General features: G+C 61.9%; 10 protein-coding genes. 2 read left to right on the top strand and 8 right to left on the bottom strand.

The annotated features are described in order from the left end of the window. Positions 1-12 precede the first annotated feature (12 nt). From G9U53_RS10145 to G9U53_RS10135, 3 genes are all read right to left on the bottom strand, one after another. Entirely contained in the window at positions 13-2,127 is a 2,115-nt protein-coding gene (locus G9U53_RS10145) for a S9 family peptidase (protein WP_165638631.1), read from the bottom strand. Next, positions 2,124-3,017 (bottom strand): phosphoribosylaminoimidazolesuccinocarboxamide synthase, encoded by an 894-nt coding sequence (locus tag G9U53_RS10140; protein WP_003945463.1) that lies wholly within the window; start codon positions 3,015-3,017, stop codon positions 2,124-2,126. The genes G9U53_RS10145 and G9U53_RS10140 overlap by 4 nt, the downstream gene beginning before the upstream one ends. A gap of 155 nt (positions 3,018-3,172) precedes the next feature. Further along, positions 3,173-4,207, bottom strand: coding sequence for an ABC transporter substrate-binding protein (locus tag G9U53_RS10135; protein WP_165638630.1), 1,035 nt, complete (start codon positions 4,205-4,207; stop codon positions 3,173-3,175). 250 nt (positions 4,208-4,457) lie between these two features. Here G9U53_RS10135 and G9U53_RS10130 point away from each other — a divergent pair, with 250 nt between their 5' ends. Further along, positions 4,458-5,390 carry a tyrosine-protein phosphatase gene (locus G9U53_RS10130; protein WP_054781000.1) on the top strand — a complete coding sequence of 311 codons (933 nt, stop codon included), beginning with the start codon at positions 4,458-4,460 and terminating at the stop codon, positions 5,388-5,390. Between the two features lie 96 nt (positions 5,391-5,486). Here G9U53_RS10130 and G9U53_RS10125 read toward each other — a convergent pair whose 3' ends face one another. The 3 genes from G9U53_RS10125 to fepB all read right to left on the bottom strand — a co-directional run bounded on the left by G9U53_RS10125 (position 5,487) and on the right by fepB (position 8,566). Further along, complete coding sequence (locus tag G9U53_RS10125) at positions 5,487-6,149, bottom strand: response regulator transcription factor (RefSeq protein ID WP_003945911.1); 663 nt, start codon at positions 6,147-6,149, stop codon at positions 5,487-5,489. Continuing rightward, entirely contained in the window at positions 6,146-7,423 is a 1,278-nt protein-coding gene (locus tag G9U53_RS10120) for a histidine kinase (RefSeq protein ID WP_007734428.1), read from the bottom strand. The genes G9U53_RS10125 and G9U53_RS10120 overlap by 4 nt, the downstream gene beginning before the upstream one ends. Before the next feature lie 147 nt (positions 7,424-7,570). Further along, positions 7,571-8,566 carry a Fe2+-enterobactin ABC transporter substrate-binding protein gene (gene fepB, locus G9U53_RS10115; RefSeq protein WP_054188018.1) on the bottom strand — a complete coding sequence of 332 codons (996 nt, stop codon included), beginning with the start codon at positions 8,564-8,566 and terminating at the stop codon, positions 7,571-7,573. A 66-nt stretch (positions 8,567-8,632) separates the two neighbouring features. On the opposite strand from fepB, the gene fes reads away from it, so the two are divergent. Continuing rightward, positions 8,633-9,868 carry an enterochelin esterase gene (fes, locus tag G9U53_RS10110; RefSeq protein WP_165638629.1) on the top strand — a complete coding sequence of 412 codons (1,236 nt, stop codon included), beginning with the start codon at positions 8,633-8,635 and terminating at the stop codon, positions 9,866-9,868. A gap of 13 nt (positions 9,869-9,881) precedes the next feature. Here the strand turns inward: fes and G9U53_RS10105 are convergent, their stop codons facing one another. Both G9U53_RS10105 and G9U53_RS10100 read right to left on the bottom strand, forming a co-directional pair. Then, on the bottom strand, positions 9,882-11,270 hold the full coding sequence (locus tag G9U53_RS10105; RefSeq protein ID WP_058039304.1) for a DUF1254 domain-containing protein: 1,389 nt from the start codon (positions 11,268-11,270) through the stop codon (positions 9,882-9,884). A 55-nt stretch (positions 11,271-11,325) separates the two neighbouring features. Then, entirely contained in the window at positions 11,326-11,739 is a 414-nt protein-coding gene (locus tag G9U53_RS10100) for an HIT family protein (protein WP_042920316.1), read from the bottom strand. Positions 11,740-11,768 lie beyond the last annotated feature (29 nt).

The raw sequence follows: 11,768 nt of genomic DNA, 5'->3' as shown, positions 1-11,768 counted from the left end.
TTGACACAGAAGCTAGTTCGCGCCCACGGTGTCCAACACCCAGGCGAACTCGAACGCGACCTCTTTCCACTTCTCGTACCGACCGCTGACACCGCCGTGTCCGGCGCTCATCTCGGTCTTGAGAAGTAGCGGAGCATCACCGGTCTTGGTGGCGCGCAGTTTTGCGACCCACTTGGCCGGCTCCACGTACAGAACACGGGTGTCGTTGATGCTCGTGATCGCAAGAATGGCGGGATAGTCCTTGGCTTCCACGTTCTCGTACGGGCTGTACGAGCGCATGTAGTCGTAGACGTCCTTGTTGTGCAGCGGATCTCCCCATTCGTCCCACTCGATGACCGTCAACGGCAGCGACGGATCGAGAATCGACGTCAACGGGTCGACAAACGGAACATTGGCGAGAATGCCGGCAAACAGTTCCGGAGCGATGTTGGCGACAGCGCCCATCAGCAATCCACCTGCACTACCGCCGTCGGCAACCATCCGGTCGGCCGACGTGACACCGGTGTCGATCAAATGCTTTGCGCAAGAGACAAAATCGGTGAAGGTGTTCTTCTTGGTGAGCGTCTTGCCGTTTTCGTACCAGTGACGGCCCATCTCGCCGCCGCCGCGCACGTGTGCGACGACGAAGACGACACCGCGATCGAGCAACGACAAGCGGGCAACCGAGAACGACGGGTCGATGCTCGCCTCGTAGGAACCGTAGCCGTACAACAGCAGCGGCGCGGGACCTTCCGGCGCACCTACGCGCCTCACGATCGAGAGCGGAATGCGGGTTCCGTCGTCGGCTACTGCCCAGTCGCGACGCTGCTCGTAGTTACTCGCATCGAAGTCTCCGAGAACGGGCTGCGACTTACGCAGTGCCAGTTCACCACTGGCGACGTAGTAGTCGTACACCTGCCCGGGAGTGATGAATGAGGTGAATCCGAGCCGGATGGTGGGCTGCGCCCATTCCGGGTTGGACCCCATGCCGATGCTGAAGAGTTCTTCGTCGAAGTCGATTTCGTGGCGTTCGCCGTAGCCGTCATCCGTCAACGGCCACACGGCAACCCGAGTGAGCGCCTCGCGGCGGTAGCTCAGGACGAGGTGTCCGGCAAAGGCTTCGGCTTCTTCCAGACGAACGTCTGCGCTGTGCTCGATCAGCGTCGTCACGTTCGTCGGATCCGACACGGGAGCTTCCACCAACACGAAGTTCTCGGCCTTGATGCCGTCGACGACGTCGTTGTGGAGGATCAGGAAGCGGTCCTCTCCCCCGATCACGGCGTGCTCGGCCCCGTACTCGACGCCCTCGCGACGCGGGATGATGACGCGGAAGTCGCCTTCCGGGTTCGCCGATTCCAGCATCCAGCCTTCGCTGGTCACCTTGGAACCGACCCAGATCATCAGGTACTTCTCGCTGCGGGTGGACCCCACCGAAACCCAGTACCGTTCGTCGGGCTCGTGGAACACCGAAACATCTTGACTCTGCGGCGTTCCCAGCTTGTGACGCCACACCGTGTCCGGACGCCAGGAGTCGTCGACCGTCATGTAGAAGACGTGACTGTGGTCGATCGCCCAGGTGGCGCCAGGCGCGGTATCGGGAATCTCGTCGGCGAGCATCTCACCGGTCTCGAGGTTCTTGAACCGCAAGGTGTACCGCTCGTCGCCGACGATGTCCACCGAGTACGCGAGCAACGTGCCGTCCTCGCTGATGGAGAACGCGCCGAGCGAAAAGAACTCGTGCCCTTCGGCTTCGACGTTACCGTCCATGAGGATCTGCTCGTCGGCCAGCTCGACGCCGGGCGTCAGGTCGGGCGGAGTCCAGTCGTCTTCACCGGCGATGGGGCACCGGCACTGGACGGTGTACGACTTGCCTTCCACGCTGCGCGAGTAGTACCACCACTTACCCATGCGAGTGGGCACCGACATGTCGGTTTCCTGCGTCCGCGACTTGATCTCCTGGAAGATCTTCTCGCGCAATGGCTCGAGCGCGGCCGTCTGCTCGTCGGTGTACGCGTTTTCGGCTTCGAGGTATGCGACTACCTCGGCGTTGTCCTTGTCCCGCAGCCACTCGTAGTCATCGACGAACGTGTGTCCGTGATGGGTACGTTCGGTGGGGACCTTCTTTGCGACCGGCGGGATCAGGCTCATGCGCTGGGACCGACCCAATCGTCGAAGGACAGACCGGAAATGCGCTCGTACGCCTCGATGTAGCGTGCCCGGGTCGCGTCGACGATCTCCTGCGGCAACGGCGGCGGTGTCGTGTCCGAGCTACGGTCCCAGCCGGATTCGGGGCTCGTGAGCCAGTCGCGCACGAACTGCTTGTCGAAACTGGGCTGCACCTTGCCCGCTTCGTAGCCTTCGAGAGGCCAGTAGCGCGACGAGTCGGGGGTGAGCACCTCGTCGGCGAGCACGAGGTTTCCAGCGGAGTCGAGACCGAATTCGAGCTTGGTGTCGGCAAGGATGATTCCGCGATCGGCTGCGAAGTTGGAGGCGCGGGCATAGACGTCGAGAGTGTCCTCACGAAGCTGCACTGCCAGCTTCTGGCCGACCTTCTCCACTACCTGATCGAAGCTGATGTTCTCGTCGTGATCCCCGAGAGCCGCCTTGGACGCCGGGGTGAAGATCGGGTCGGGCAGACGCGACGCCTCGACGAGGCCCTCGGGCAACGCGACGCCGCACACTGCGCCGGTGTTGTTGTAGTCGACCAAGCCGGAGCCGGTGAGGAAGCCACGAACGACGCATTCGACGGGAACCATGTCGAGGGAGCGCACGACGAGAGCGCGGCCGAGTACCTCTTCCGGGATGCGATCGTCGTCGGGCTCGCCGGCCAGGTGGTTGGTGCCACCGAGGACGTTGAAGAAGAACACGCTCATCGCGGTGAGCACGCGACCCTTGTCCGGGATCGGCGTGCTGAGCACGTGGTCGTAGGCCGAGATCCGATCACTCGCTACAAGCAGCAGATGCTCGTCGTCGATCGTGTAAAGGTCACGGACCTTGCCACCGGCCAGATGAGTGTAGGAATCAAGTGTAGGACGCACCCGGTCACCCTATCGGGCGTTCGCAGTTCGTACAGAACCCCGGTAGCCGGGACAGGTAAGCGTCCTCGCCGATCGGAGAGCTGTCCGCCCTGCTCATCCGGATATGCAGGTGGCCCCTCGCCAGCAGGCGAGAGGCCACCGTCACAGTCGATGAACTACTGGTTTGCGGGCAGCTTCGACAGGCCCTCGTCGATCGAATCCAGCGTCAGAAGAGCCGTCTGATAGGTCGCGGCCAGCGAATGCTGAACCTGGACGACGTTGCCGGCCTTCACTGCGGGCAATTCCTTCCACAGCTCGGAATTGACCAGCTCCTGCAACTGGGGCGACATCGAGCCGTCGGCATTGAGGCCGTAGACGATCACGTCGACATTTCCGAGATTTTCACCGATCTTCTCGATGGATACCTGTTCGACGTGGATGTCGGCAGGGTCTGCGGGGGTGCCGGGGAACTGGAGTCCGAGTCCGTCGAAGAGATTGGTCGTGTACGAGGACGCGTACTCGCGTGAGAAGGTGCCGGCTTCCGGCTTGCAGACGTTGCACACGCCGCCGAAGGTGAGCGAGCCGAGCTTGTCCTTGTACTTCGCGGCCAGTTCGGCGGTTTTGGCGTCGTAGTCGTCCTTGAACTCGCCGTAGGTGCCGGAGACATTCGCGGCATCGGCGAACTGCTCGCCCAGTACTCGCCAATCAGCAGGAACCGTCGGTCCCAGGAAGACGACGGGAGCGGCCGCCTCGAGCTGCGCCATGTCCAGCTGGCTTTCGACTCGAGCGGGAACGCCCATGATGATCAGATCGGGCTCGGCAGCGACGATTCCCTCGTAGTTGAGCTGGGAGACGTTGCCGTCGGGTGCGACCTTCGGCAGAGCTTCGTAAGCGGCCTTGGTCTTGTCGTCCATGTTGCCGAGTTCACGGGTCCACTCGCATACTGCTGCCAGGTTCGCTCCCGCCTGAATCAGCGGCAGAACTGCGTATCCGCAGGCCACGATCCGTTGCGGGTCGCTCGGGATCTCGATGGATCCGTTCTGTGCCTCGAAGACACGGGTCTGCGAGCTCGCGGCTGTCGTCGACGATTCGGACGACGCCTCCTCGGAGTTGCTGCAGCCGGCGACGCCGACCGCCAGCGCAGCTGCTGCGCCGATCACCACTGCGCGGCGAAACCGCGACAGACCTTGAACCCGCATGTTGAACTCCATCTGAACGCACCGGACTGCTCCGGAATTAATTTGGTGAGGCTAACCAATATCAGGGCACTGGACCTTTACACAAACACAGCTCCCGAGGAATGAACTGCGCCTCCCGAGCCGCCCACGCTCACAGCAGCACGCCTCCCACTGAGAGGGAGCAAAGCAAGATTCCTCTCGAATCGGACACGCGAACTCGCTACCTTGCCTTCGCGATACCTCATCGACTCGCCACTCTCTCCGCTCGACGAAGGGCTCACACATGTCCCGATCCACCCGTACCTGCTCACTACGGTCTGCCGCGGCCATTGCGTTGACCAGTAGCTTTCTCATCACCGGTTTCGGCGCCTCGATCGCGCAGGCCGAACCTGGCCCCTCGGCTCCGCTGTTCGGCTCGCTGGATTTCGGATCCAGCAACTTCGGCAGTTCCGAGCAGACCCCAGATGCGCCGCGGCTGACCGGGATCGACAATTTCCGCGACGTCGCAGGCACCGGCGCCGGATACTCGGGAACTTTCGGCCTGCCCGTGAACAAGGGAGTCTTCTACCGCGCGAACGCGATCACGCCCAAGGGCGATGACATGAGCAATCTCGAAAAGCTGGGACTGACAAAGGTTTACGATCTGCGCACGGAACCCGAGATCGCCAGTAAGCCCGATGTCTTGCCCGACGGGGTTGCGTACGAGAACATTCCGATCCTGTCCGGGAACATCGCCGAGATGATCGCGAAGATCAAGTCCCCCGAGGACTCACGATCGATGATGCAGGACATGAACCGCGCCTTCGTCACCGGAGCGACGGAGCGAGCCGGGTTCGCGCAGTTGCTCACGGGTCTCGCGGAAACCGAAGGTGCACAGGTCTTCCACTGCACCGCAGGCAAAGACCGCACCGGCTGGACGTCGTTTCTGCTGCTGAGTATCGCCGGTGTCGACCGCTCGGTGATCATGAACGACTACTTGCTGACCAACGAGTACACAGCCGAAGGCATGAAGGCCACGCGCGCGGGCATCGCGGCGAGCCTGGGCGAACAGATGGCCGTCAACATGGAGCCCCTGTTGGGTGTCGAGGCAAGCTATCTCGATGCCGGTCTCGCCCAGTTGGACCAGACCTACGGGTCGGTCGATCGGTACCTGACCGAGGGCCTGGGTCTGAGCCCGGCGACTGTCATGACGCTCAAAGCCAAACTGCTGGGCTGAGTGGCACGGATGCCCCGGGTTCGACGAGGGATCGGACCCGGGGCACGTGTACTTCTCTGCCCGTGCCGCGGCGGATGCGCCGCAGCGTCCCGTGCGTCAGCGCGATACGGCGATCACGTTGTTTCGGTACGCCCAGATGACGATCTGCACACGGGTACGCACCTGCAGCTTCTTGCAGATGTTGCTGATGTGCGACTTCACCGTGCTCTGTTCGAGGCTGAGGGAATCTGCGATGTCGTTGTTTCCCAAGCCTTGTGACAGCAACTGCACCACATCCATCTCACGCGCACTGAGACCGTGATCCGATCCGGAGCGCGCCGTGGACATCGGTGCCGGCTTGCGCCTCGCGAACTCCACGATCAGTCTCGACGTCAATCTCGGCGAGAGCACCGAACCACCTTCGGCCACGGTCAACACTGCCGACGAGAGCTCTTCGGGATCGGCGTCTTTGAGCAAGAACCCTGCGGCACCGCTGTCGAGCGCCTCGAAAACGTACTCGTCGAGATCGAACGTGGTGATCACGATGACGCGGGTCCCGGGAAACTCGGCAAGGACCTCCCGGGTCGCAGTCAACCCGTCGCCATGCGGCATTCGGATATCCATCAGCACGACGTCCGGACGCAGTGCACGCACCTGCTCGTACGCCTCGACTCCCGTCTTGGCATGCCCGACGACGCGAATCTCGGGGTGACCGGAGAGAAACAGCTCGAACCCCTGCCGTACCACCTGCTGGTCGTCTGCAATAAGGACATCGATCATGCGTTGATCCTCCCGTTCACCGGCACCAGTGCCTGCACAGCCCACTCACCTTCCGAATTCGGTCCGGCGTCCAGTTGACCACCCATGAGCGTCGCGCGTTCGCGCATTCCCACAATTCCGAGGTTTTGCCCGTCGGAGGCCGGGCGAGCATTCCCGAGAGTATTGACCACCCGTACCCTCACCGCACCGGCTTCTCGACTCAGACACACCTTGGACTCGCTACCCGGCGCATGGCGAAGGACGTTCGACAACGCCTCCTGCACGATGCGGTAACACGTCAACTGGACTCCGCTGTCCAGGTCGTCGAAGCGGCCGACCTTCTCCAACGAGATCGACGAGATGGTGCGCTTGCAGTCGTCCACCAACTCGTCGATGTCGGAGACCATGGGCGTCGGGAAATCGGGGTCTTCCTCACCCAGGCGAAGTATCCCCACGATCTGCCGCAAGCTGTTGAGGGCCCGCTGACCCTGCTCGATGACGCCCCCCAGAAGGGCTTGTGCTTGTTCGGGATTGCTCGAGAAGAACTTGTCGGCGGCACGAGCCTGGATGATCATGCCGGTCATGTGGTGGGCAGCGACATCGTGCAGTTCACGTGCCATGTCCTGCCGTTCGGCAACAACGGCATTCGCAATCTTGCGTTCGCGGTCCCGGTGCAGATCCGCTACTGCCTGACTGTTCTCCACTGCTTGTTTTCGCAGGCGCGCGACGATCTTTCCCATGGCTGCGACGACCAGAAAACTCGTGACGGTGTTTGCCGCCGGTTCGAGGAACAAGTGAGGCAACTCCCCCACCTGAACCTCGGCGACCGTCAGCCCGTCCCGTTCGGTGAGATACATCGCCAAGATCACGTCCATCGCCATTCCGAGGACCAGCAGTCCGACCAGGCGCATGCCTGTCACTCGGATGGACACTGCCATGATCGCGAACCAGAAAAGCGGCGTGGCCCCCAGCGATCGACTGCCGAGGAAGAGCATCAATCCGCCGGATCCTGCCAACGTCAGGAGGTAGTACGCGATCGGGTACCGCCGGCGCGCACACGCCACAACGGTCAACACCGTCAGGAAACCCATGATGCCGACGACGGTTCCCGGATCGCTCAGCACTCGATTGCTCGTCTCGGGTTCAGTCTTGAGACTGGCGAGACCGAACACCCACGGCACACTCAGCAGGCCGACGATCACGGCCGCCGTGGCCGGGTTGTTCAGGTTGAAACGTCCCCACCCTCGCGATGCCAGGGCTTGCCCCGGGGCATTCTGACCAGCCGAGTCGAACATCCACTCCCCATTCCGCATCCGATGATTGACGTTCATGGTGGCATGCGCGCACCACTTGGTCCCACATTCGGCGAACGTGAAGGGAATGTTCGATTCCCGGCTCCTACCAAAGCACTAGTTGAAGGTGAAAGACCTAGTACTTATGGCTCAGCTGAACTGCTCGACCAACCGGTTCACCATGTTGGTTGCGCTGTAGTAGTCGAGACGGAAGGTGTCCAGACCCACGGCATAGACGTGGTGATCACGAATTGCCGGATGCTGGGCCAACAGTGGAAGTGCCTCGACCGCCTTCACCGCACCGTCGTCGGCACTGACCAAGATCAGGGTGTTGCCCGAGATACCGTCGTAGAGGTTCTCCGCCGAGACCTGAATGATGTCCTTGCGCTTACCCATGGATTCACTGCTCTTCGCGGACTCGGGAATGTCGGCGACCGTGAAACCCATCGCCGTGAGCAACTTCGCCTGCCCCGACTCGTGCGTCCAGATGTTGGCACCGCTGCCGTCCTCGTAGTAGACCAGCGCAGTGGTCGGCTGCGGGGGAAGTGTGATCTTGGCCTTCGCGGCCTCTACTGCGCTGTCGAACTTCGCGACCGTGGCCGCCGCGTTGTCTTCGAGACCTGTCGCCTTACCCAGCACAGCGGCGACTTCCTGCCAACTACTTCCGCCGTAGTCCACCACGATTGTCGGCGCGATGGCCGTGAACTGTTCGTACAGATCGACGACGGAGTCACCTCCAGTTGCCGAGACGACGATCAGGTCCGGGTTCTGCGCCAGAACGGATTCCGCGTTCGCACCGCCCATCGGCAACACTGCGAGTCCGCGTTCTTCTGCTATGTCGCCCCACTGTGTGAACAACCCCTGCGCATCCGAGACGTCGGTGTTCGGTCCCGTCGATGCGGTAGCCACCACCGGAGCGTCGATCGACAACAGCGTGCCCGTCAGCGTCACACTGGTCGAGACGATCCTCTCCGGCTTCGACGTGATCTCCACCGGCCCCTTCGGCGTTTCCACGGTACGCGGCCAATTACCCTGCGATGCAGCTGAGTCAGCATCGGAATCGGCATCCGCAGAACTACAACCGACGAGGGCGAACCCTGCTACCAAGACTGCGGAGAGCACCTTCAGGGTGCGTGATTTTTTCATTGTGACGCCCACTGGCGGACCACTCCTCGAATTCAAAAGCCCATCAAATTAGGTTAGGCTGTGCTCATGCTAACTCAGGCGGTGACCGAATTGTCCGCTACCCTCGCAGCCTCGCCCGACATCGAGACGTCCTGGAATCGGATAGTGCAACAAGGAACGCCGATCATCGAAAGCATTGATACACAGACTGTTCGAGTTACGTTCCTCTGGCGTCAGCCCGAGGAGACCGAGGTCGAGCGCGTTTACCTGGATGCAAATTCGCTGACCGACCATCACGCAGAACAACTCAGCGTGATGCAGCGACTCGGAGACAGTCCGGTGTGGTTCTACACCGCCGAAGTCTCGAACACCTGGCGTAGCAGTTACAGCATCATCCCGGTACCGAAGTCCGTAGTCGACGAGTTCGACTATCCGGGAGCAGGCAAGGAAGACTCGACCCGCCGCACACGCTGGTTGGGGTTGCTCGAGCACCGAATTGCCGACCCACTCAATCCGCTTTCCGCAGGTGTGAACACAAGGCGTTCCGTCGCCGAGATGCCCTTGGCGCCGGTCCAGTTCGGTTGGGATGCTCCAGTTTTCAGGAAGTCGGTACAGCTCACCTGGGCTAGTTCGACTTTGGACGTCGAGCGGCCGGTGTGGATCTACGAGACCGTGGACGACGGATTGACACCGCTCGAAGAACGGCCGCTCGTGATACTTCTCGACGGGCGTCACTGGGCCGAGGTCATGCCGGCAGGCGCCGCCTTCGATCGTGCGGTCCAGACCGGCAAACTGAAATCCTGCGTTCTGCTGGCCATCGATTCCGTTGACAATCAACGCCGTTCGCAGGAATTGCCGTGCAACCGCGACTACTGGAGTGCAGTCGTCGACGAACTGCTTCCGCAGGTGCGCGCCGTCACACCTTTCTCGTCTGATCGAACGCGAACGGTGGTCTCGGGGCAGAGCTTCGGCGGCCTGGCTTCGATGTTCGCAGCACTCGAATTCCCCGAACACTTCGCGCTGGTCGCCAGCGGGTCCGGTTCGTTCTGGTGGCCAACCGGCTTGAAGCGCGGGGAAGACGGCCCGCCGGGTGGAGACATAGCCGCACGGATCGAGCGCGACGGCGTACCGGACGGTTTACGCGTTGTCCTCGAAGTAGGTAAGCACGAGTCCGACATGGTCGGGCACAGCGCAGCGGTCGCACAGGCGCTGGAGGCCGCAGGAGCGCAAGTGTCGTGTCGGATCTTCGACGGCGGCCACGACTGGTTGTGCTGGCGCAGTGTCCTTCTGGACTCCGTTGTCGAACTGATCGGCAGTCCGTGAGACAGACCACGCTCTAGGCCGGCTCGATGTCACCAAGCTTCCAAGTCCGATCGAAATACGGTTCGAGCGGTCCGTAGAAGCGGAAGTACGAGAACCAGTGCTGACCCGCAATGGTCTGAACCCAATTGGGTTCCTTCCCTACCGGAGTTGTAGGTCCGTAGTAGAGATCCACCGAACCGTCCTCGTTGACAACAAGATCGGGATCTCGCGAGCCACGGTCGCCTCGGCCCTGCTGGTTGTCGACAAGGCAGCGTGTGTCGACCGAGTAGACCGTCGCGGACCAGAACAACTTTGCCGGGACATCGGCGGGTACGTGGAGTGTGTAACTCTTTCCTCCGTCCAACCAGTGCCCCTCGGCGTCGGCGTAGCTACCCAGATACGCCTGCCCGAGTCCGGGCGTCGTACTCTTCATCGCCTCGGAGAAGGTGACCGCCTCGTAGAACCACGACGCGCGTTCGTAGAACTCGTCGTAGTTGTCCCCTCGCTGAGCTGAGTTGTCCAGGACAATCGCCAAGTCCCACTGGCGATCCGGCCAGTAGCGCGAACCGGGGAAGCGTTTGACGAACGCATTCGCCTGGGCGAACACCTCCCCCACTTCGACGGCCCGTTGCAAGATCTTTCTCACTCGATCATCCGGGGCGAAGGGCTTGCCCTTCTCAATCCCCAGCTGCCGAAGCCACGCCATCGGGAAGCGGTCGCGCTCTTCGACAGGTTCGTCCTGCACGATGTCGTGCAGGAGTTCCCAGTATCGAAGGTCTCGCGGCTGAATTCCGCTCCAGGGCTTGCCGTCCGGTGAGACCAGACGCGTCGGAGTCGGATTCTCACGATCGGAGTATGGGTACACCCGGACGGCGTCGACCAACGCGTCCGAGCGCGCCGGGTCGGGATCGAGCGTGCGGAAGCCGAACATGATGTGCATCATCGGGGAGTGGACAACGGTGTAATCACCTGTGTCCTCGACACTCTGACCTGGGCCGACTACCAGGGTCTTGCCACCCTTGCCTGCATCGGGGCCCATCTCACCGAGCACCGCGAATTCTCGTTGCCAGAAATCTGCGATGCCCCCGGCGGTCGGCCCTGGCGGCAATTCGATCACCAACGGCCCCGTTGCACCGAGATCGAAAAAGTTCAAGATGTACGGAGTCGTCGCGTTGGCGGTGATCAGGCCTAGTCGGTCACGATATGAGCGGTAGACGACGATATCGGAGGCAGTTGCTCCGAAGATGTTGGTATGCACGTCCATCCACTGAGCCCAGGACACGATGGGTATGGCCCACAAGTACGCCTGCACTGCTGTTTGGAAGTCGAGCTCGTCGAAGACCGTTGCGATGGTTTCGCGAGCGGGAAGCTCTCCGTCCCTCGGGACAAGTCCGGAGGAATACGTCAGTTCGATGTCGGCCATACCCAGATGGTGCTGGGAGAAACCTCGGCGCGAATCACCCACACCGGGTGAACCTCTAGTTCAGTGCGCCTCGAATGACGGCAGCCGTGCTGTCGAGGATTGTCCGATTGGGCGTGCGAGGTAGGGCGCGCAGGCCGAAGCCGTCGCCGCGATTTCGCGGAATGACATGCAGATGAACATGGAAGACTTCCTGCCCCGCAACAGCTCCGTCGGAGAGGTGCAGATTCACTCCGTCGACGGGGAGAGATCCGGTACGCATCGCCGCGGCGATCTTCTGCGCGACGGCGAAGATCCTGGCACCGTCGTCGGGATCGAGCGTGGACAATCCACTGGCGTGGCGCTTCGGCACGACCAGGAGATGGCCGGATGTGAACGGCCGAATATCCATGAAGGCAAGGACATTCGCGTCGTCGTAGACGACGCTGGCCTCGGCCTCACCGGCGATGATGGAACAGAAGATGCAGTCCATGGTCTCCGGCCCCTGTGCGCCTTTTCGGT

It is taken from the genome of Rhodococcus sp. D-46 (genome assembly GCF_011290655.1).
Taxonomy (GTDB): domain Bacteria; phylum Actinomycetota; class Actinomycetes; order Mycobacteriales; family Mycobacteriaceae; genus Rhodococcus_F; species Rhodococcus_F qingshengii.
This window is presented reverse-complemented; position numbering and strand designations above follow the sequence as displayed.

Coding starts and splice junctions, on each gene's coding strand:
- G9U53_RS10145 (WP_165638631.1), bottom strand. CDS start 2,127: ATGAGCCTGATCCCGCCGGTCGCAAAGAAGGTCCCCACCGAACGTACC.
- G9U53_RS10125 (WP_003945911.1), bottom strand. CDS start 6,149: ATGATCGATGTCCTTATTGCAGACGACCAGCAGGTGGTACGGCAGGGG.
- G9U53_RS10100 (WP_042920316.1), bottom strand. CDS start 11,739: ATGGACTGCATCTTCTGTTCCATCATCGCCGGTGAGGCCGAGGCCAGC.
- G9U53_RS10135 (WP_165638630.1), bottom strand. CDS start 4,207: ATGGAGTTCAACATGCGGGTTCAAGGTCTGTCGCGGTTTCGCCGCGCA.
- fes (WP_165638629.1), top strand. CDS start 8,633: ATGCTAACTCAGGCGGTGACCGAATTGTCCGCTACCCTCGCAGCCTCG.
- fepB (WP_054188018.1), bottom strand. CDS start 8,566: ATGAAAAAATCACGCACCCTGAAGGTGCTCTCCGCAGTCTTGGTAGCA.
- G9U53_RS10130 (WP_054781000.1), top strand. CDS start 4,458: ATGTCCCGATCCACCCGTACCTGCTCACTACGGTCTGCCGCGGCCATT.
- G9U53_RS10105 (WP_058039304.1), bottom strand. CDS start 11,270: ATGGCCGACATCGAACTGACGTATTCCTCCGGACTTGTCCCGAGGGAC.
- G9U53_RS10120 (WP_007734428.1), bottom strand. CDS start 7,423: ATGTTCGACTCGGCTGGTCAGAATGCCCCGGGGCAAGCCCTGGCATCG.